Origin of the sequence: Pimelobacter sp. 30-1, assembly GCF_018831735.1 — a bacterium.
Classification (GTDB): Bacteria; Actinomycetota; Actinomycetes; order Propionibacteriales; family Nocardioidaceae; genus Nocardioides.
This window is the reverse complement of sequence record NZ_NHTS01000005.1, coordinates 531,698-551,700: the sequence shown is the minus strand read 5'-3', so window position 1 is coordinate 551,700 and position 20,003 is coordinate 531,698. Positions and strand designations below refer to the sequence as shown.

At 73.6% G+C, this 20,003-nt stretch carries 21 protein-coding genes; 11 read left to right on the top strand and 10 right to left on the bottom strand.

The features are described from left to right. Positions 1-70: 70 nt before the first annotated feature. The 3 genes from CCO04_RS14130 to CCO04_RS14120 all read right to left on the bottom strand — a co-directional run bounded on the left by CCO04_RS14130 (position 71) and on the right by CCO04_RS14120 (position 2,881). The gene (locus CCO04_RS14130; RefSeq protein ID WP_215814761.1) at positions 71-505 is read right to left on the bottom strand and encodes a hypothetical protein; all 435 of its coding nucleotides are present in this window, start codon (positions 503-505) and stop codon (positions 71-73) included. Between the two features lie 18 nt (positions 506-523). Beyond that, entirely contained in the window at positions 524-1,636 is a 1,113-nt protein-coding gene (locus CCO04_RS14125; protein ID WP_215814760.1) for a hypothetical protein, read from the bottom strand. Positions 1,637-1,699: 63 nt separating this feature from the next. Beyond that, positions 1,700-2,881, bottom strand: coding sequence for a homogentisate 1,2-dioxygenase (locus CCO04_RS14120; RefSeq protein WP_215814759.1), 1,182 nt, complete (start codon positions 2,879-2,881; stop codon positions 1,700-1,702). Between the two features lie 81 nt (positions 2,882-2,962). Here CCO04_RS14120 and CCO04_RS14115 point away from each other — a divergent pair, with 81 nt between their 5' ends. The 5 genes from CCO04_RS14115 (at position 2,963) to CCO04_RS14095 (ending at position 7,190) form a co-directional block, all read left to right on the top strand. Next, positions 2,963-3,781, top strand: coding sequence for a hypothetical protein (locus CCO04_RS14115; protein ID WP_215814758.1), 819 nt, complete (start codon positions 2,963-2,965; stop codon positions 3,779-3,781). Between the two features lie 25 nt (positions 3,782-3,806). Beyond that, positions 3,807-5,033 (top strand): fumarylacetoacetase, encoded by a 1,227-nt coding sequence (fahA, locus tag CCO04_RS14110; RefSeq protein WP_215814757.1) that lies wholly within the window; start codon positions 3,807-3,809, stop codon positions 5,031-5,033. Positions 5,034-5,055: 22 nt separating this feature from the next. Further along, positions 5,056-5,721 carry an IclR family transcriptional regulator gene (locus CCO04_RS14105; protein WP_215814756.1) on the top strand — a complete coding sequence of 222 codons (666 nt, stop codon included), beginning with the start codon at positions 5,056-5,058 and terminating at the stop codon, positions 5,719-5,721. A 141-nt stretch (positions 5,722-5,862) separates the two neighbouring features. Then, positions 5,863-6,486: a hypothetical protein gene (locus CCO04_RS14100; protein WP_215814755.1), complete on the top strand. Its 624-nt coding sequence runs from the start codon at positions 5,863-5,865 to the stop codon at positions 6,484-6,486. Between the two features lie 11 nt (positions 6,487-6,497). After that, positions 6,498-7,190, top strand: a complete 693-nt coding sequence (locus tag CCO04_RS14095) for a hypothetical protein (RefSeq protein ID WP_215814754.1) — start codon at positions 6,498-6,500, stop codon at positions 7,188-7,190. A 50-nt stretch (positions 7,191-7,240) separates the two neighbouring features. Here the strand turns inward: CCO04_RS14095 and CCO04_RS14090 are convergent, their stop codons facing one another. The 5 genes from CCO04_RS14090 to CCO04_RS14070 form a co-directional block, all read right to left on the bottom strand. After that, positions 7,241-8,572 carry an MFS transporter gene (locus CCO04_RS14090; RefSeq protein ID WP_215814753.1) on the bottom strand — a complete coding sequence of 444 codons (1,332 nt, stop codon included), beginning with the start codon at positions 8,570-8,572 and terminating at the stop codon, positions 7,241-7,243. A 64-nt stretch (positions 8,573-8,636) separates the two neighbouring features. After that, positions 8,637-10,061 carry an FAD-dependent oxidoreductase gene (locus CCO04_RS14085; RefSeq protein WP_215814752.1) on the bottom strand — a complete coding sequence of 475 codons (1,425 nt, stop codon included), beginning with the start codon at positions 10,059-10,061 and terminating at the stop codon, positions 8,637-8,639. Beyond that, positions 10,058-10,837: an SDR family NAD(P)-dependent oxidoreductase gene (locus CCO04_RS14080; protein ID WP_215814751.1), complete on the bottom strand. Its 780-nt coding sequence runs from the start codon at positions 10,835-10,837 to the stop codon at positions 10,058-10,060. The genes CCO04_RS14085 and CCO04_RS14080 overlap by 4 nt, the downstream gene beginning before the upstream one ends. Beyond that, positions 10,830-11,675, bottom strand: coding sequence for an SDR family NAD(P)-dependent oxidoreductase (locus CCO04_RS14075; protein ID WP_215814750.1), 846 nt, complete (start codon positions 11,673-11,675; stop codon positions 10,830-10,832). The genes CCO04_RS14080 and CCO04_RS14075 overlap by 8 nt, the downstream gene beginning before the upstream one ends. Continuing rightward, positions 11,672-12,184 carry a nuclear transport factor 2 family protein gene (locus tag CCO04_RS14070; RefSeq protein ID WP_215814749.1) on the bottom strand — a complete coding sequence of 171 codons (513 nt, stop codon included), beginning with the start codon at positions 12,182-12,184 and terminating at the stop codon, positions 11,672-11,674. The genes CCO04_RS14075 and CCO04_RS14070 overlap by 4 nt, the downstream gene beginning before the upstream one ends. Positions 12,185-12,322: 138 nt before the next feature. On the opposite strand from CCO04_RS14070, the gene CCO04_RS14065 reads away from it, so the two are divergent. The 3 genes from CCO04_RS14065 to CCO04_RS14055 are packed head-to-tail and all read left to right on the top strand — an operon-like array spanning position 12,323 to position 14,821. Then, positions 12,323-13,021, top strand: coding sequence for an IclR family transcriptional regulator (locus CCO04_RS14065; RefSeq protein ID WP_215814748.1), 699 nt, complete (start codon positions 12,323-12,325; stop codon positions 13,019-13,021). Positions 13,022-13,055: 34 nt separating this feature from the next. Beyond that, complete coding sequence (locus CCO04_RS14060; protein ID WP_215814747.1) at positions 13,056-13,655, top strand: nucleoside triphosphate pyrophosphatase; 600 nt, start codon at positions 13,056-13,058, stop codon at positions 13,653-13,655. After that, positions 13,631-14,821 (top strand): hypothetical protein, encoded by a 1,191-nt coding sequence (locus tag CCO04_RS14055; RefSeq protein ID WP_215814746.1) that lies wholly within the window; start codon positions 13,631-13,633, stop codon positions 14,819-14,821. Before CCO04_RS14060 ends, CCO04_RS14055 begins: the two co-directional genes overlap by 25 nt. On the opposite strand, the gene CCO04_RS14050 is transcribed toward CCO04_RS14055, so the two are convergent. Further along, positions 14,787-15,986, bottom strand: coding sequence for an acyl-CoA dehydrogenase family protein (locus CCO04_RS14050; protein WP_215814745.1), 1,200 nt, complete (start codon positions 15,984-15,986; stop codon positions 14,787-14,789). The two genes, CCO04_RS14055 and CCO04_RS14050, sit on opposite strands and share 35 nt — an antisense overlap. Positions 15,987-16,142: 156 nt before the next feature. Next, complete coding sequence (locus CCO04_RS14045) at positions 16,143-16,592, bottom strand: hypothetical protein (RefSeq protein ID WP_215814744.1); 450 nt, start codon at positions 16,590-16,592, stop codon at positions 16,143-16,145. Positions 16,593-16,855: 263 nt separating this feature from the next. Here CCO04_RS14045 and CCO04_RS14040 point away from each other — a divergent pair, with 263 nt between their 5' ends. The 3 genes from CCO04_RS14040 to CCO04_RS14030 all read left to right on the top strand — a co-directional run bounded on the left by CCO04_RS14040 (position 16,856) and on the right by CCO04_RS14030 (position 19,990). Next, positions 16,856-18,643, top strand: a complete 1,788-nt coding sequence (locus CCO04_RS14040) for a biotin carboxylase N-terminal domain-containing protein (protein ID WP_215814743.1) — start codon at positions 16,856-16,858, stop codon at positions 18,641-18,643. 90 nt (positions 18,644-18,733) lie between these two features. Then, positions 18,734-19,312 (top strand): hypothetical protein, encoded by a 579-nt coding sequence (locus CCO04_RS14035; RefSeq protein ID WP_215814742.1) that lies wholly within the window; start codon positions 18,734-18,736, stop codon positions 19,310-19,312. Positions 19,313-19,402: 90 nt separating this feature from the next. After that, on the top strand, positions 19,403-19,990 hold the full coding sequence (locus CCO04_RS14030; protein ID WP_215814741.1) for a hypothetical protein: 588 nt from the start codon (positions 19,403-19,405) through the stop codon (positions 19,988-19,990). Positions 19,991-20,003: the final 13 nt, after the last annotated feature.

The following is a 20,003-nucleotide window of genomic DNA, read 5'->3' as shown; positions in this document are numbered from 1 at the left end:
CGCGGCCGGGTCCGTGCTCCTCCCGCAGGACGGGAGCGCGGCGGCAGCGACCCCCACGGTCCTAGCGACCTCAGCGGCCGCCGGCGTACTGCTCCGCGAGGTAGGTGATGCTCGCGCCCGAGGCGGGGTCGGTCACCACGACCTGGCGCTCGACGGCGGTCCAGTCGACGTCGAGGTCCGCGCCGGCCGCGGAGGCCAGGAACGGGTAGGCCGCGCTGAACCGGTAGTCGAGCGGCTTCCCGTCGTGCACCGGCGCGATCTCGAGGTAGGTCCGCTCGGAGTGCACCGGCGTCGCCGGGTAGCGGCTGACCACGACGCAGTACCCCTGCAGCCCGGACGCCGTCGGGTCGGTCGCGCAGTCGCGCCACAGCTCGTCGCGGCCCCAGCCGTCGACCAGCTTGAGCCCGGCCCAGGCCACGACCACGAGCAGCAGGACGGCGCACGCCGTCACCGCCGCGCTCAGCGCGGCCACCCGGGCGGTGCTGCGCCTGGTCGTGGTGGTCATGGACCCACCCTGCCCCGCTCAGCGGGTGGCGAACCGCGTCCAGTGCCGGCCGTCGTCCACGGTGCACCAGGCCTCGCCCGGGGCGCCGCCGACCCAGACCGCGGCCCCGGGAGCGACACCGGCGCCGGTCTCGACCAGCAGCGGCGACACCTCCGGTACGCCGACCACCCGCGGCCGGTCCCCGCGGACCCGGTCCAGCCGTCCCCCGGCCACCCGCCACATCCCGCTCCGCGGCCCCACGCTGGCCAGCACCCGCACCTCGCCGTCGGCGCCCATCCAGCCGCCGGTGGTCGTCACGTGGCCGTCGCGCCGGCCGCGGCCGGGGACCGGGGCGATCGGCGTCCGGGTCCAGGGACCGCCGCGCGCCGGGGCGCGCCAGAGCGCGACGAACGGGAACAGCGTGGCGCCGTCGCTGCCCTCCAGCACGACGTGGGGCTGTCCGCTCGCGGTCGGCACGCGCCGCGCGAGGAAGGTCGGGCTCGTCCCGCGACCGAGGCGGGAGCGGCGCCAGGTGGCCCCGCCGTCCTCCGACCAGTGGTAGGTCTTACGGCCGGCGAACGCGAGCCCCGCGATCCGGTCCGTCCCCGCGCCGCTCACCTCGTGCAGCCCCCGGGGTGCGGGCACCGGGTGCGCCCGCCCGTCCGCGGCCACCCCGACGAGCCGCAGCCGCCCGGGCTCGCCCCGGCTCAGCAGCGCCTCACCGGCGCCCAGCGGTGCGGGCGGACCGGCGACGCGGACGGTCCGGTCCGCGCCGGGCGCCGCCCCGACCACCCGGAACCCGGTGGCGTCCCACCCCTCGCGCAGGGCGTAGCGGCCCGCGCCGAGGGCGGCGACCTCGGTACCGGCGGGCACCTCGAGGAGGCGCCGGGTCGCGAAGCCGTCGTCGCTCAGCGCGAGGACCCACGCGCCGTCGTCCGTACGGCTCTGCCACACGCTCACCCGGCGCTCGACGGCGCCGGGCGTCACGACGAGCGCCAGGAGGCTGGCCTCCGGCGCGTCGACGTCGAGGCCGACGTCGACCGCCGCCTCGACCGGCCGGGACGCGGGCCTCGACGCGGGCCGCTCCGCGGTGCAGCCGGCGGCGAGCAGCACCAGGGCGACCAGCAGGACGAGCGGGGAGCGAGCAGCCATACCCCTACGACTCGCGACGCCCGCCGCCGGTTGTCCGGCGGACGCCCCCAGCCCCCCAGTCCCTCAGCCCAGCGAGCGGGCCCAGGTCCAGGCGTACTCCGGGTCCTCGACCGCCAGCCCGCCCTCACCGAGGTCGAGCGGCGCGAAGGTGTCGACCATGACGGCCGACTCCTCGAAGTACTCCGCCCCCAGGGACGCCTCGATCGCCTGCGGCTGCGGGCCGTGCGCGTGACCGCCCGGGTGCAGCGAGATCGAGCCGAGGCCGATGCCCGAGCCCTTGCGTGCCTCGTAGTCGCCGGCGACGTAGAACATGACCTCGTCCGAGTCGACGTTGGAGTGGTAGTACGGCACCGGCACGGCCAGCGGGTGGTAGTCCACCTTGCGGGGCAGGAAGTTGCAGATCACGAAGTTGTGGCCCTCGAACACCTGGTGCACCGGCGGCGGCTGGTGGATCTTGCCGGTGATCGGCATGTAGTCGTCGATGTTGAAGGTGTAGGGGTAGAGGCAGCCGTCCCAGCCGACCACGTCGAACGGGTGGGTGGCGTAGGTGTAGCGGGTGCCGACGACCTGGCCGCCGACCCGGTGCTTGACCAGGACCTCGACCTCGGCGCCCTCCTCGAGGTGGACGCCGGTCGGTCCGTGCAGGTCGCGCTCGCAGAAGGGCGCGTGCTCCAGCAGCTGGCCGTAGCGCGAGAGGTAGCGCTTGGGCGGGGCGATGTGGCTGTTGGCCTCGATGGCGTAGAGCTGGGACGGCTCGGCCGGGACCCAGCGGTGGGTGGTCGCGCGCGGGATGACGACATAGTCGCCGGCCCGGTAGGCCAGCACGCCGAAGACGGTCTCGACCGTGCCCGAGCCGGACTCGACGTAGACGCACTCGTCGCCGATGGCGTTGCGGTAGAGCGGCGTACGGCTCTCGTGGCCGCCGGTGGTGACGTAGGAGATCCGTACGTCGGCGTTGCCGAGCACGAGGCGGCGGTCGGTGACCGCGTCGGTGCCGGTGGTCAGGTCGTGCAGGCGCAGGTGCCGCGGCTTGAGCGGGTGGTTGGGCACCCGGGTCTGGTCGGGCAGCTCCCAGACCTCGGCGCTGCTGATCGCCGACGGGACGCCGCGGTGGTAGAGCAGCGAGGAGTCGGACGAGAAGCCCTCCTCGCCCATGAGCTCCTCGTAGTAGAGCCTCCCGTCGGGGTCGCGGAACTGCGTGTGCCGCTTCTGCGGGACCTCGCCGACCTGCCGGTAGTACGCCATGGTCACCCTCCACCTCACCGCGTGCCCGATATCCGAACACTGCTTGTTCTCATTCCGAACGGTAGCCGCTACAGTGAGGGCGTGTCCATCCCCGTGTCCTTCCAGCACCTCGTCGACGACGCCGCGATCTTCCCGCCGGGACTGGCCCCGCTCCCCGCGGCCGTGACGGCGCACCGCGCCCTCGCCGCGACGGCGTACGCCGGCCTGGTCGGCCCGCTGGTCGTCGACACCGCGCGGCTCGACGACCTCGCCGCACTGGACCCCGCGGGCCTCGAGGTCAGCGTCGTGGTCCCCACGCCGGCCGAGGTCGCGGGGGTGGCGGCACGGGCCGACGCCGCGGGCGTGCGGCTGGTGGGCCTGGAGGTCAAGCTCGGCGGGCCTGGGGGGTCCGCCGAGCAGGTCGCCGCGATCGCCGCGGCCCGCCCGGCCGGCATCACGACGTACGTCGAGGTGCCCCGGCCGTCGAGCCCCGACTGGCCCGCGGTGCTCGACGCCGTCGCCGCCCACGGCCTGCGGCTCAAGCTCCGCACCGGCGGCACCGAGGCCGCGGCCTTCCCCACCGAGGACGAGGTCGCCGCCTGGATCGGCGCTGCCGTCGCCCGCGCCCTGCCCTTCAAGTGCACCGCCGGGCTCCACAACGCCGTGCGGCACACCGGCGCCACGACCGGCTTCGAGCACCACGGCTACCTCAACATCCTGCTCGCGACCGCCCGCGCGGCCGCCGGCGCCGACACCGCGACGCTGGTCGCCACGCTCGGCGAGCGCGACGCGGCGGCGCTGGCCGCCGCCGTCCGGGCCACGCCCGGGCTCGCCGCGGCGCGCGCCACCTTCACCTCCTACGGCTCGTGCAGCGTCATCGAGCCCTACGACGACCTGGTCGCCCTCGACCTGCTCGCCTGACCATCCCTATCCCGAGGAGCACTCCATGACCGACACGCAGCCGCAGACCTGGGTCGACGGCGCCGCCGGCAGCCTCTACGACGTCGACAACCTGCCCTACGCCGTCGTCACCGACGCCGCCGGGACGACGCCCGCCCGGGTCGGCGTCCGGATCGGCGAGCACGTGCTCGACCTCGGCGCCGCGGCCCGCGCCCTGCGCGCGGAGTGGACCCCGCTCCTCGACGTCGACCGGCTCAACCCGCTCCTCGCGGCGGGGGCGACGACCTGGGCCGAGGTCCGGGCCTGGGTGCTCGACCTGCTCACCGACCCGGGCCGGCGCGAGCAGGCCCAGGCCTGGCTGCTGCCGCTCGCCGAGGTCACCTGCCGGCTGCCCTTCGAGGTCGCCGACTACGTCGACTACTACGCCTCCGAGCACCACGCGAGCAACGTCGGCCGGATCCTGCGGCCCGACAGCGACCCGCTCTTCCCCAACTGGAAGCACCTCCCCGTCGGCTACCACGGCCGAGCCGGGTCGATCGTCGTCTCCGGCACGCCCGTCCGCCGCCCGTCCGGCCAGCGCAAGGCGCCCACCGAGGACCTGCCGACCTACGGCCCGAGCCGGCGCCTCGACATCGAGGCCGAGCTCGGCTTCGTCGTCGGCCGCTCCGTCCCGCTCGGCGAGCGGGTCCCGACGAGCGCGTACGCCGAGACCGTCTTCGGCGTCACCGGCGTCAACGACTGGTCGGCGCGCGACATCCAGGCCTGGGAGTACGTCCCGCTCGGCCCCAACCTGGCCAAGTCCTTCGCCACCTCGATCGGTGCCTGGATCACGCCCCTGGTCGCGCTCGACGCCGCGCGCGTGCCGCTGCCGGGCCAGGACGACGTACCGGTGCTGCCCTACCTGCGCGAGGAGGGACCCTCGGGCTACGACATCGACGTCGAGGTCGAGCTCAACGGCACCGTCGTGGCGCGGCCGCCGTACCGGTCGATGTACTGGTCCCCGGCCCAGATGCTCGCCCACCTCACCGTCAACGGCGCCGCGCTGCGGGTCGGCGACTTCTACGCCTCCGGCACCATCAGCGGCCCCGAGAAGGACCAGCGCGGCTCATTCCTCGAGCTCTCGTGGGGCGGCCAGGAGCCGTTCGTCGCGGGCGGCGCCGAGCGCACCTTCCTCGAGGACGGCGACGAGGTCGTGCTGCGCTACACCGCGCCCGGTGCCCGTGGCCGGATCGGCCTCGGCGAGGTCCGTGGCAAGATCCTGCCGACCAGCTGAGCCCCAGGCCGAGGAGGAACGGGTGTCGGATTCCGGTTCGCAGACCCTCGAGCGCGGGCTCGCGGTGCTGCTCGAGCTCGGCCGGCACCCGGAGGGGCTGACCGTCGCCGAGGCGGCGGCCGCGTGCGGGCTGCACCGCTCGATCACCTACCGGCTGCTCGTCTCGCTGCACCGCACCGGCTTCGCGGCGCGCGACGACGAGGGCCGGTTCACGGTCGGGCCGACCGCCACCGACCTCGCCGACCACAGCCGCCCGCGGCTGCGCGACGTCGCCGATCCGGTCCTGCACCGGCTCGCCCTCGAGATCGACGCGACCGCCAGCCTGGTCGAGGTGGTCGGCGACTCCGCCGTCACCACCGTGGTCGCCGAGCCGCCCACCGACGGCCCGCGCTTCTCCTACCGCCTCGGCAACCGCGACCCGCTCGACCGCGGCGCCGGCGGCCTGGCCGCACTCGCCTCGGGCCCGGCCCGGCCCGGCGAGCCCGCCCGGGTCGCCGAGGTCCGCGCCGCGGGCCTGGTCACCACCTCCGCCGAGCTCAACCCCGGCGCCCACGGCATCGCCGCTCCCCTGCCCGGCTGGCAGGTGCTCGCCGCGGTCAACGTGGTGACCGCGCGGCCCGAGCTGCTCACCACGGCGGTCGAGCCGATCCGCCGCGCGGTGCGCGACATCAGCGCCGCGCTGGGCTGAGCCGCCCGGAGGCGTGATCGCCGTTTTGCGAACGGGCTCGGCGCTGCGCTGGACCTCGGCCGTCGCTCACCTCATCGTGAAGCGCAGGAGCCCGGAGCGCGCCAGAGCGCTCATCGCCGGGTCCGGAGGAGGAAGCAGACCATGCTCTCCGTTCGCCGCCGCGCCGGAGCGGTCATTCTCGTCGCCCCCCTTCTCGGGCAAATGCTGGTCAGTGCCCCGGCGTCGGCCGCCCACCGGCCATGGCCCGACCGCGTTCGCGCACCGGACCGGCTGACGCACACCTTCTGCTTCTCGACGACGAATCCGATGGGGCCGGCCGCAAGATCGCGAGCGAGGTACGCGATGGACGACGCTGACGGCCTGATGGCACAGACCGTCGTAGATACCGACGAGATCGAAGCCGGGTGCGGCGACGCGACCGACATCCTGTTCCGCCAGGTGAACATGGGCTGGGGGACGGCCGGCGATGCCCGGTGCCTGGCCGTCAACGACATCGGCCGGTGCGATCAGTGGCGGGTCCGCATCAACGTCGAGGCGATCAACGTGGCCGCGACGAATCCCGGCTACCAGATCCGCAAGACCATCTGCCACGAGATCGGCCACACCGTAGGCCTGTGGCACTACGGCGCCGGGGATCCCTACACCGGGCCCGCCGACCGCAACGGCGCCGACAACTGCATGAAGAGCGGCCTGGCCGACGGCGGCCAGGCGTGGACACGATCCTACGGACCGCACGACGCGTCCGCGATCAACACCAACTGGTGAGTGAGGTCGAGATGACGAAGCGGACCGCGGGCCTGGCACTCGCCCTCGCACTGGCCGTGGCCGGATGCAGCGACGCCGACCCGGGCGGCGCGGCCTCCGACGACGCATCGCTCACCGATGACGTCCCCCGCGGGACCGACGGCTCCGGCGACTTCTTCTCGGAGGCGACACCGGTCGACGTCGCGAAGAAGGCCGAGTACGTGGTCGAGGGCGTGGTCGACGACTTCGCTGACGGGCATACCGAGGTGGTCACCGACGAGCAGGGCAGGCGCGAGACGGATCGCTTCGTCGTGATCCGGATCAAGGTCACGAGCGTGTTGAAGGGCGCGCCGTCGTCCTTCTCCTCGGGCTTCGCCTATGCGACCAGGTCCCGCGGCGTCCAGACGTACGACGCGGCGGGTGCCCTCGTGCCCGGCCGCGACCTGGCGATCCCACCCGAGGCGTTCGAGCGGGACCTCCCACGCGGGGCCACCATCGTCGTCATGGCGGCGCCCGCGTCAGCCCACGGCGGCGTGGTGCAAGACGCGCGGGCCGGGGTGCCTGAGCGGTCCGCACCGATCCTCGACGTCGAGAACCCGCAGTCGATCCTGATCGACAGCGGCGTGGAGAGCGGGCTGCACGGGTGGCAGGGCGTTCCCGGTCTCACCTTCTCCTCCGCACGAGCGGACGTCCGCGCGCTGCTCGCGGGGTCGACCGACGAGTGAGTCTCGCCGGGCCCGGGGGCCCGGCGAGACTCATGGGAGGCGAGGAAGCCTCAGACGGTCTCGGTCACCGCCGCCGGCGTGCCCTTGGCCGGCTTGACCCAGATCAGCAGCACGATCGCCAGCGCCATGCAGGCGGCCGGGAAGATCATGCTGAAGATGACGTCGTCGGCCGCGGCGGTCTTGCCGATCACGAACGGTCCGAAGAAGCCGCCCGCGGCCGCGATCGCGTTGATCGTGGCCAGGCCGACCGCGGTCTGCGAGCGGGTGAGCGCCTCGGAGGCCAGCGCCCAGAACGGGCCGAGGTAGGAGAACACGCCGATCGCGAGCAGGCACAGGCCGACCATGCCGAGGGTGGGCGTCTCCTTGAAGACCATCGTCACGACCAGGCCGAGGACGGCGACGGCGAGGGTGGTCATCACGATCGGCTTGCGGTTGCCGAGCAGGTCGGAGTAGCGCGCGACCAGCAGCATGGCCACGGCACCGCAGATGTAGGGGATCGCGCCGACGAGGCCGATGTTGGTCGAGGAGTAGCCCGGGTTGAGCTGGGCGACGATCTGGGGCAGGAAGAACGTCATGCCGTAGAGGCCGACCGCGTAGAGCAGGTTGATGAAGGCCAGGTAGAGGATCTTGGGGTTCTTGACGGCGTCGAGCGAGATCTCCATGTGCTCGTCGTCCTCGGCGTCGTACTCCTTGCTGATCTCGCCCTCGAGCCAGTCCGCCTCGTCCTTGGTGAGCCAGCGCGCCTTGTTGGGCCGGTCGGCGAGGTAGAGCAGCACCCACACGCCGAGCAGCACGGGCGGCAGGCCCTGGAGGATGAAGACCCACTGCCAGCCGGCCAGCCCGAACCAGTCGACGTGGTCGAGGATGACGCCGGCGGTGGCGCTGCCGATGAGGAGCGCGACCGGCTGGGCCAGCGAGAAGCCGGCGATGCCGCGGCTGCGGTCCTGCGAGCGGAACCAGAAGGTCATGTAGAGCAGCAGCCCCGGGAACAGGCCCGCCTCGGCGACACCGAGCGCGATCCGCGCGATGTAGAGCTGGGTCGTGTTCTGCACGAAGCCGGTGAGCATCGTGATGATGCCCCAGGAGATCGCGATCCGGGCCAGCCAGATCCGGGCACCGACCTTCTTCATGATGATGTTGCTGGGCACCTCGAGCACCGTGTAGGCCACGAAGAAGATGGCCGCGATGGTGCCGTACGTCGCCAGGCTGATGCCGAGGTCCGTCGACATCTGGAGCTGGGCGTAGCCGATCGACGCCCGGTCCATGTAGTTGAACATGTAGAGCAGGAAGGCAGCGGGCAGCACGGAGCGCTGCACCTTGCGCAGGACGGTCTCGCCGTGCACGGCCGTGCCGGGGCGGGCCGCGGGGATGCTGGTGGACATAGGGACTCCAGGGATCCAGTGGGTGGGATTTTACTGCTGCCGAGATCAGCGGGAGAACAGGGCGTCAGCGGCCGGAGGCGGCGTTCTGCCCGGCCAGGCGGCCCAGGGTGAGGGCGTTGGCGACGGCGTTGCCGCCGCCGACGTAGCGACTGCCGAGGACACCGCCCCCGGCCTCACCGGCCGCGAACAGGCCCGGGATCGGCCGGCCCCGCTCGTCGAGGACCGCCGCGTTGTGGTCGATCTCGAGACCGGCGTGGGTGCAGACGAGCTCGGCCGGGAGCACGCGGGTGGCGTGGAACGGCGGCATCGCGATCGGGGCCAGGGGTGCGGTGACCCCCTTGGCGGCCAGCGTCTGGTCGCGCTGGAAGTCGGCGTCGGTGCCGTGCGGCAGCTGGTCGTTCCAGCGCTCGACGGTGGCGACGAGACGGTCGGCGGGGACGTGGATCCGCGCCGCCAGGGCGGGCAGGTCGTCGGCGCGGACGATCTCGCCGGCCGCGACGAGGGCGTCGACGCGGGCGGGGGTCCAGTCGGCGTACCCCTCGGGGAGCGCCTGGCGGGCGGCCTCGTCGAAGACCATCCAGACCGGACCGCCCTGGGCCTCGATCTGGCCGCCCGAGACGGCGTACGACGCGTCCTCGTCCATGAACCGGCGCCCGACGTCGTTGACGTGCACGCGCGAGGCCGGCGCGAACCCGGCCTGCCAGTGGTGGGAGCGGACGAACTGCGCGGTGGGCAGCATCAGCCCCCAGCCCTCGCCCGCGACCGACGCGGAGACCTGCCGGCCGAAGCCGAGGTGGTCGCCGCGGGAGCCGGGCGCCGCGACGACGAAGAGCGACTCCCCCGCCTTGAGCGCGTCGGGGAACCAGCGCTCGACCAGGGCAGGGTCCTGGGCCAGGCCGCCGGAGGCGACCACGACCGCGCCCGCGGTGAGCTCGACGCCGTCGGCGACGACACCGCTCACCCGCCCCTCGGTGACGAGCAGGCGCTCGACCCGGGTGTGCAGCACGGCCTCGACGCCGCCGCGCTTGCGGGCCCGGTCGAGCACCTGGACCAGGCCGTAGCCCTGGTCCTTGGGTACGTGCGCGCGCCAGACGTCCTCGACGCCGGCCCGCGTCAGGCCAGGCGTGTGCGCGTCGGGCGAGACCTGCGCAGGCACCTCGACACCGAGGTCGAGCAGCCACTCCAGGGTCGGGCCGGTCAGCTCGCAGAAGCGGCGTACCAGGCCCGGCTTGAGCAGCCACTGGTTGAGGTCCATGTAGTGCTGGAAGAACCGCTCGACCGTGTCCTCCACGCCGAGCGCCTTCTGCACGCTGGTGGCGGCGGCGGTGAACATGCCCGCGGAGAGCTGGGTCGAGCCGCCGAGCTCGCCCTCGGACTCGAAGAGGATGACGCTCCGGCCGCGCTCGGCCGCCGAGACGGCCGCGGCGAGGCCGGCCCCGCCACCGCCGATGACGATGACGTCGTAGTCGGGTTCGTGGGCGCCGCTCACAGCGCTCCCTCCATCTCGTCGAGGATCCGGTGGTAGGTGCCGTTGGAGACCAGGGCGCCGTCGACGGTGAGCTCGGCCCCCGACATGTACGACGAGCCCTCGCCCAGCAGGAACGTCACGACGGCGGTGACCTCGTCGGGCCGGCCCATCCGCCCGAACGGGATGCTCGCCACGGCGGACGCGACGAAGCCGTCGGATCCGGCCAGCAGCGGCGTCTCGACCAGTCCGGGGTGCACCGAGTTGACCCGGATGCCCCAGCCGGCGAGCTCGCCCGCGGCGGACTTGGTCAGCCCGCGCAGCGCCCACTTCGACGCCGAGTAGGACGGGGAGAAGTAGCCGATCTGCCCCGCGATCGAGGAGATGTTGACGATCGAGCCGCCGCCGGAGTCGCGCATCAGCGGCGCGCACGCCTGGATGCCGAGGAAGGGCCCGTCGGCGTTGATCGCCATCACCTGGCGCCACACCTCGGGCGGGGTGTCCATGAACCGCAGCCGGCGCGAGATGCCGGCGTTGTTGACCAGCCCGTGGAGGGCGCCGTGCTCGGCGCGGATCGCCTCGACGACGGCGGCCCACGCGTCCGGCTCGGTGACGTCGAGCCGGTGCGCCTCGGCCGTGCCGCCCGCCGCGCGGATCTCGGCGACGACCGGCGTGGCGTCGGCGACGTCGGCCAGGACGACGCGCCACCCGTCGGCGGCGAGGGCCCGGGCGTGGCCGGCGCCCATGCCGCCGGCGGCGCCGGTGACCAGGACGACGCGGCCCGCAGCCGGCTCAGACATGGCGCGAGCCGCCGTCCACGGCGAGGATGTGACCGGTCACGTAGCGCGCGCTGTCCGAGAGCAGGAACAGCATCGGGCCGACGATCTCCTCGGGCGAGCCGAGCCGGTGCAGCGGGATGCTGTCGAGCGCCTTGGCCAGCGCCGGCGGGTCGTCCTGGACCCAGCGGGTCATCTCGGTGTCGACGAAGCCGGGCGCGATCGCGTTGACCCGGATGCCGAGGTCGCCGTACTCGACGGCGAGGCACTCGGTCAGGTGCGCGACCGCCGCCTTGGACGAGCAGTACGCCGCGCGCCCGCGCCGTACCCGCACGGCGGCGACCGAGGCCATGTTGACGATCGCGGCGCCGGGGGCCATCACGGAGGCGGCGGCCTGGGCGCCGTACAGGACGCCCTCGACGTTGATCGCGAGCGTGGCCTGGAGCTGGCTGACCGGGATGTCCGCAGCCGGCGCCTCGGGGAAGATCCCGGCGTTGTTGATCCACAGGTCGACCCGGCCGAAGCGCTGCACGGCGAGCTCGGCGACGCGCTGCTGAGCCTCGCGGTCGCGGACGTCGACCGCGGTCGCCACGACCTCACCGGCGCCGCCGGGGGCGTCGGCGTTCTCGGCGGCGAGCGCGGCCGCGGTGGCCTCCATCTGGGCGAGGTCGAGGTCGGCGCCGACCACGTGGACGCCCCGGCGGGCCAGCGCCGCGGCGAACCGCGCGCCCATGCCCCGGCCGGCGCCGGTGATCACGGCGACCTTGCCGCGCAGGTCGGGGTGGTCGACGACCATCGGCGTCGCCTCGACCCGTCCGGGGTGCTCGGTGCTCGAGGGCTGGGTGGACGGCTGGCTGGTCATGCGGGTGCTCCTTGCTGGTTCGGCTGTTCGGTCGTGTCGTCGCGGCGGACCCGGCGGCGGGCGACCCGCCAGCCGAGTGCGGCGGTGTCGTCGCGGACGAGGTCGTCGGTGATCGTGGTGAGCCGGACCAGCCGGCTCCCCTCGCCCGCGGACGTCTCCACGATCTGGAGGTAGGCGTGGGCGACGAGCCGGTCGGGCTCGGGCCCAGGCTCGGCGCCGGGCTCACCGGCGGCGCCGGGCAGCACGTCGACGTTGGTGATCACGTGGCGCAGCCGGGTCCGGGTGCGCTCGCCCGCGGTGCGGAAGTCCTCGGCGAAGCCGACCAGGGCCGCCGTCCCCACCACCGGCTCCGGGTACGACGGCGAGGCGAACACCCCGTCGGCGGTGAACGTCGCCGCCCACCCCTGCGCGTCGCCCTCGTCGATGAGCCGGGACTGGCGGGCGTAGAGCCGGGTCACCCCGGTCACCACCGCGTCCGGGACCTCGGTCCGGTCGATCCGGTCGGTCACTGCTCCCCCTTGTGTGCGATAGTCGCACGCTACGTGCTATAACTGCACGAGAGGTTAAGCACGTCACAGTCGGGTGGTCAAGCCCCCGACGTGACCCCGAGCACGTCGGAGGTCGGTCCGGTGGGAAGAATGAGCCGCATGAGCGAGGAAGACGAGGTCGTCCTCGACAGCTCCATGTCGAAGACGCTGCACTCGGGCCTGCGAGTCCTCGAGGTGCTCAGCGCCCGCGGTACGGCGATGACGATCACCGAGATCGCCGACGCGGTCGGCGTCCACCGCACGGTCGCGCACCGGTTCGTGCGCACGCTCGAGGCGCACCGGCTGCTGCGCCGCGACCGGGCCAAGCGCTTCCACCTCGGCACCGGCCTGGTGCCGCTCGCCGAGCCCGTCGAGCGCGACCTGCGCACCGCCGCGCTCCCCCTGCTCGAGGAGCTCGCCGACGAGGTCAGCGCGACCGCCCACCTCGTCGTCCAGGAGGACCCCCGCCACGTGCGCGCCCTCATGGTCGTCGAGCCCCGCAACGCCTCGGTGCACGTCGCCTTCCGGCCCGGCCAGCTCGACGCGATCGACCGCGGCTCGGCCGGCCTCGCGATCCTGTCCGGCCAGCCGCCCCGCGAGGGCGAGCGGGACGAGGTCGGCACCGCCCGGACCCGCGGCTACGCCGTCTCCTTCGGCGAGGTCGTGCCCTCGGTGCACGGCGTCTCGGCACCCGTGCCCAACGGCCGCGACGGCGCCCAGCTCAGCGTCGGCGTCTCCGTCTTCGACCTCGCGGACGTCGAGCGCCTCGGCGCCGCCGTCCGGGCCACCGCCCAGCTGATCGGCCACGTCGCCGGCTGAGCCACGGTCGGCGGGCCACCGTAGGGTGGGCGCCGTGCCGACCCTCGTGCTCGCGTCCGCGTCCCCCGCACGCCTGACCACCCTGCGCAACGCCGGCCTGGCGCCGGTGGTGATCGTCTCGGGCGTCGACGAGTCCCAGGTACGCGACGTCCCGCCCGCCGAGCTGGCGCTGCGCCTGGCCGAGCTCAAGTGCCACGCGGTCGCCCCGCGCCCGGAGGTCCCCGCCGACGCCCTGGTGCTCGGCTGCGACTCGGTCCTCGAGCTCGACGGCGAGGCGCTCGGCAAGCCGGCCGACGCCGACGAGGCCGTACGCCGCTGGCAGGCCATGCGCGGGCGCTCCGGCGTTCTGCACACCGGCCACTGCCTGCGCGACGTCGCCGGCGACCGCCAGGTCGCCTCGACCGCGTCGACCACGGTCCACTTCGCCGAGGTCGGCGACGACGAGATCGCGGCCTACGTCGCGACCGGCGAGCCGCTCCACGTGGCTGGCGCGTTCACCGTCGACGGCCGCGGCGGCGGCTTCGTCACCGGTATCGAGGGCGACCACCACAACGTCGTCGGCGTGAGCCTGCCACTGCTGCGCGACCAGGTCCGGACGCTCGGGCACCGGTGGACCGACCTCTGGGCCGGCTGAGCCGCCTGGGCCGCCTGGGCCGCCTGGGCCGCCTGCTCCCGGCCGTGCTGCTGGCCCTGCCCGCGGCACCGGCCGCCACCGCGGCCACGGCCCCGCCCGACGACCCGGCGCTCAGCACCGGCAGCCACCGCACGACGCTGCCCGCCGACGGACCGCGGACCTTCCGCCTCGAGCGCACCACGCCGGGCAGCACCGTCCACGTCGCCCTCTGGTACGTCGGCGCCGGCGACTCCATCGGCGCGGGCGTCCGGCTCTCCCTCGGGACCGCGCCCGGCGACGAGAGCTGCGGCAGCGGCGCGGTCTTCCGCCCCACCACCGGCGAGCCGACTCCGCTGCTCCTGACCTCCGCCTCCACCTGGACCGACGCGCCCGAGCACCCCTGCGCGAGCGCGGACACGCTGTGGGTGCGCGTCGGCGTCCCCAGCGATCCCGCCGACCGCGGGCGCGCCGCGACCCTGCTGGTCTACGAGGAGCCGCCGCTGTCGGCGTACGCCTTCGGGCTGCTGGACGAGCCCGTCACCCCCGCCTGGGTCGCGCCCGCGCCGGCGCCGGACCCGCGTCCCCTCACGCCCGGCGCCACCCCGGCGGACGCGCCCGTCGTCGACGACGGCACCTACGCGATCACCGTGCGTCCAGGGCGCACCGCGCTCGTCGCCGTCCCGCTCGACTGGGACCAGACCCTGCGCGCCCAGACCGCCGATGACACCCTCGCGGTCCACGTGCTCGGCCCGCTGCTCGGCGCCAGCGACGCCTCGACCGCGCCGGGCCGGGCCCAGTCGCACGTGGTCTCGTTCCTGCACCGCGAGGCCTACGACCCGACAGCGGCCGGCGCCTCCCTCGCGGGCGTCCACTACGTGCTCGTGAGCGCACCCGAGGCCCGCCAGCCGGTCACCACCACGCTCACCCTCGCGCGCAGCGGCACCGCCGCCGAGGGGGTGCCGGACTACGCGAGCGGCGCGCTCGTCGCGCCCCAGGCCGATTCGCGCCTGACCGACGGCTCGCTGCGCGCGCCGGCCCCGCCGACCGCACGGCCCACCGCGACCGTCCCCGAGGACGACGACGGCGGCCGGACCCCGCTCCTGGTCGGAGGCGGGATCGCGGCCGCCGTCGCGGTGGCGCTGCTGGTGCGGACTACTCGACGGGCAGGCCGAGCCCGCGGGCGATGAGCATCCGCTGCACCTCGGAGGTGCCCTCGCCGATCTCGAGGATCTTGGCGTCGCGGTAGAACCGGGCGACCGGGTACTCCTCCATGAAGCCGTAGCCGCCGAAGACCTGGGTCGCGATCCGGGTCGCGGTGACCGCCGACTCGCTCGCGTAGAGCTTGGCCACCGACGCGGCCTGCTTGAACTCCGTCATCGACGGCCCGCGGCCGCCCATCATGGCGTCCTTCATCGCGGCCGCGCGGTAGGTCAGCAGGCGCGAGGCGTGGAGCATGACCTCGAGGTCGGCGATCTGGAAGGCGACGCCCTGCTTGCGCCCGATCGGGCCGCCCATGGTCTGGCGGTCGAGGGAGTACTCCACGCACAGGTCGACGCACGCCTGGATCAGGCCCACCGCCAGCGCGGCGATCGCGACCCGGCCGTCGTCGAGCGTGGCGAGGAACTGCGCGTAGCCGCGGCCCTTCTCGCCCACCAGGTTGCTCTCGGGCACCCGGCAGTCGACGAAGCTCAGCGGGTGGGTGTCGGAGATGTGCCAGCCGAGCTTGTCGTACGACGGCTCGGCCACGAAGCCCGGCGTGCCGGACGGGACGATGATCGTGGAGATCTCGGGCTTGCCGTTCTCCCGGGTGCCGGTGCGCGCGGTCACCGTCACCACCGAGGTGATCGAGGAGCCGGAGTTGGTGATGAACTGCTTGCCGCCGTTGATCACCCACTCGCCGTTGTCGAGCTCGGCCTTGGTCTTGGTCGCCCCCGCGTCGGAGCCGGCGCCCGGCTCGGTCAGGCCGAAGCCCGCGAGCCGCTGCCCGGCGACGAGGTCGGGCAGCCAGGTCTTCTTCTGCTCGTCGGTGCCATAGGTCAGGATCGGGTTGATGCCCAGGCCGACCCCGGCCTCGAGCGTCACGCCCAGCGACTGGTCCACCCGGCCGAGCTCCTCGATCGCCAGGCACAGCGAGGTGAAGGGGCCGTCCTCGGCGTCGAGCCCGGCGCCGCCGTACTCCTCGGGCGCGGTGAGGCCGAACAGGCCGAGCTCACCCATCTTCTGGACGACATCGGTCGGGAAGTGGTGCGCCTTGTCCCACTCCGCCACGCGGGGGCGGATGGTGGCGTCGGCGAAGTCCCGGACGGTACGCCGGAACTCCTCGTGCTCACGCGACAGCTCGAACTGGGTCATGGCCCCATCGTAGAGCAAGAGGTTAATGGTTGTTAACCACCGATCCTGGGGAAATCCTGGGAAAAGCGGACGACGGCGGGACCGGCCCTCACTCGCCCGGTCCCGCCGCCGTCACGCACCCGATCGGGTGGCTGGTTCAGCCGGCGACGGCTGCGCTCAGCCGAGCGCCTTCTGGCAGGTGGTCTGCGCCTCGGTGAACAGGTTGACGTCGGCCGGGTCGATCGCGGCGGCGTTGCCGTCGGCCAGGGCCTGGAGCGTGGTGGCCGAGGCGTCGTCGTACACGGCGTCGACGAAGCAGCTGACCACCTTGGTCACGACGTCCTCGGGCATCGGGATGCCCGCGTCCTCGCCACCCTTCTTGACGATGCCGCTGTAGCCGGCGACCACCGCGTCGCGCGCGGGCTTGTCGCCGTCGCCCTCGGCCGCGTCGGGCTCGCTGCCCTCGGTGGAGTCGGTCGCGTCGGTCGAGTCGGTGGACTCGGTCGACTGCGAGGTCTCGTCCTTGGCGGGCTTGTCCGCGCCGGCGTCGTCGTCGCCACAGGCGGTCAGCAGACCCGACAGCCCGATGGTGGCGGCCAGGAGAAGGCCGGGGATTCGTACGCGCATCTGGGGTTCCTCACTTCATGGGTCGAGGCCCGCCTCGGTCGGCGGCACCTGCATCGGAGCGCCACCGACTCGTCCGGCCCACCGCTCTCCCGTCACCGGGGCCGCCCGAGAAGACAACGCGGGGCAAGTCCTCCCCGCCCGCGGACAACCCAAACGCCGGGTGCGGCGTACGTCACCTGCCCGGCCACCGGATACCGCTGAGGCCCGACCAAGCGCACGCCCTAGACTGCGCGAGGTTTCACGAACGACGTGAGGAGAAATCGGTGCCCGACATCAAGCCGCTGCGCAAGGTGCTCATCGCCAACCGTGGAGAGATCGCGGTCCGCGTGATCCGTGCCGCGAAGGACGCCGGCATCGCCAGCGTCGCGATCTACGCCGAGCCCGACGCGGACGCGCTGTTCGTACGGCTGGCCGACGAGGCCTACGCGCTGGGAGGCGCGACGCCCGCCGACTCGTACCTGTCCATCGAGAAGATCCTCGACGTCGCCGCCAAGTCCGGCGCCGACTCGGTGCACCCGGGCTACGGCTTCCTGGCCGAGAACGCCCAGTTCGCCCAGGCCGTCCTCGACGCCGGGCTGATCTGGATCGGGCCCTCGCCCGAGGCGATCGACGGTCTCGGCGACAAGGCCAAGGCCAAGCAGATCGCCCTCGCCGCCGGCGCCCCGCTCGCGCCCGGCCTCAAGGACGCGGTCAAGGACGCCGACGAGATCGTCGGGTTCGCCAAGGAGCACGGCCTGCCGGTCGCCATCAAGGCGGTCTTCGGCGGCGGCGGCCGCGGCCTCAAGGTCGCCCGCACGCTCGAGGAGATCCCCGAGCTCTACGAGTCGGCCGTGCGCGAGGCGATCTCCGCCTTCGGCCGCGGCGAGTGCCTGGTCGAGAAGTTCCTCGACCGCCCGCGCCACGTCGAGACCCAGTGCCTGGCCGACCAGCACGGCAATGTCGTCGTCGTCTCCACCCGCGACTGCTCGCTGCAGCGGCGCCACCAGAAGCTCGTCGAGGAGGCGCCCGCGCCGTTCCTCACCCCCGAGCAGAACGAGCGCCTCTACGAGTCCTCCAAGGCGATCCTGCGCGAGGCCAACTACGTCGGCGCCGGTACGTGCGAGTTCCTCGTCGCCGCCGACGGCACCATCTCCTTCCTCGAGGTCAACACCCGCCTCCAGGTCGAGCACTGCGTCTCCGAGGAGGTCACCGGGATCGACCTGGTCCGCGAGATGTTCCGCATCGCCGCGGGCGAGGAGCTCGGCTACGGCGACCCGGAGATCCGCGGCCACTCGATCGAGTACCGGATCAACGCCGAGGACGGCGGCAACAACTTCATGCCGGCCCCCGGCACGCTGACCGCCTGGAACCCGCCGCAGGGTCCCGGCGTCCGCGTCGACGGCGGCTACGAGAAGGGCGAGACCGTCCCCGGCGCGTTCGACTCCCTCGTCGCCAAGCTGATCATCACCGGCCAGAACCGCACCCAGGCGATCGAGCGCTCGCGCCGCGCCCTGAGCGAGTTCGAGGTCGACGGCATGCCGACCGCGATCACCTTCCACGAGGTCATCACCCGCGACCCGGCCTGGGTGGCGTCGTCCAACCCGACGGGCGAGGGCTCCTTCGACGTCTACACGACGTGGATCGAGACCGACTTCGACAACCAGATCCAGCCCTACGGCGGCGCCGCGGGCGAGGCCGAGGAGCAGGGCGAGAAGCAGAAGGTCGTCGTCGAGGTCGGCGGCAAGCGCGTCGAGGTCGTCCTCCCGGCCGGCCTGGGCGGCATCGCCTCCGGCCCCGCCGCGGGCGCCAAGAAGCCCAAGCGCGCGGCCGGCAAGAAGGCCGGCGCCGCGGCGTCCGGCGACTCGGTCACCTCGCCCATGCAGGGCACCATCGTCAAGGTCGCCGTCGAGGAGGGCCAGCAGGTCGAGGAGGGTGACGTCGTCATCGTCCTCGAGGCGATGAAGATGGAGCAGCCCCTCAAGGCCCACAAGGCCGGCACCGTGACCGGCCTGAGCGCCGAGGTCGGCGCCACGATCGGCAACGGCGAGGTCGTCTGCGAGCTCAAGGACTGACCTGGCTCCCCCCTCCCCCGCACCACGCCGGCGCCCGTGTTGAGTAGCACTACTCACCACGGGCGCTGTCGTTCCCGGCAGATTGGCGCCATGAACCTCATCCCCCGCCTCCTGGCCGGCCTCGCCGGCGCCGCCCTCCTCGTCACCGCCGCCCCGGCCGTCGCCTCGGCCGCCGACTTCAGCCACGTCGACGCCGTCCGCGACGTCCGCTCCGGAACGCTCGACAGCGACGCGATCCGCCGCCCCGAGCCGCGCGAGCGCGCGGGCGACGTACGCCGCCTCCGGGTCGACCACCGCACCGACACCCTCGTCCTCACCTTCCGCACCCGCGGCGCCCTGCCCACCGGCCGCTACGTGGTCACCGCCGAGGTCCGCACGCCGGGCGGGACCTTCGAGGTCAGCCACGGCCGGATGTTCGGGATGACGTTCAGCGACGTCAGCGTCGACAGCGAGCCGATCGCCTGCGCCGGCTACCGCACCGAGATCGACGCCTCCCGCAAGCGGACCACCATGGTCATCCCCACCTCCTGCCTCGGCACCCCGGCCTGGGTCCGCGTCGGCGGCGGGACCGGCATCATCCGCGGCAAGCGCCTCTACGTCGACGACGCCCTGCGCGACGGCCGGGTCCGCGACACCATCAAGCTCTCCCCGCGCATCGCCCGCGGCTGACCTGCCTGCACGCGTGCCGCACGACGACCGTCCGGCCTCCGCGCCGGACGGCTCGTCGTGGCACGCACAGGCAATGACATGATGCGCACCATGACACGCACCCCCCTCGCCCGACTGGCTGCCTGCCTCGCCGGCGCCGCCCTCGTGGTCGCCGCGACCCCTGCCCTCGCCTCGGCCGCGGACTACAAGCACACCGACGCCTCCCGCGACGCGATCGTCGAGCGGATGGACGCCGCGAGCAAGGCCCGCGTCGACCGCCGCGAGGCCTCGGTCGACATCCGCACCGTGCGGGTCAGCCACACCGCCAGCCACGTCGTCGTCAAGGTCCGCACGCGTGCCGCGATGCCCGCCGGGAGGTTCTTCCTGATCGCGAGCCTCCGCGTCCCCGGTGGCCGCTCGTACGAGCTCGAGCACATCAAGATGCTCGGCACCACCCACAGCCAGGTCAGCACCAACGACGAGAAGGTCGAGTGCGCCGGCTACCGCGCCGATATCGACCGCGGCCGCCGCCTCGCCACGCTCGTCGTTCCCACCACCTGCCTCGGCGACCCCGCGTGGGTCCGCGCCGGTGTCGGCGTCGCCCGGTTCGCCCAGAAGCGGATGTGGGCCGACGACGGCCTCAGCAACCACCGCGTCGGCGACTCGCTGCGCTACTCCCCCCGCATCGCCCGCGGCTGACCGGGAGCGCACA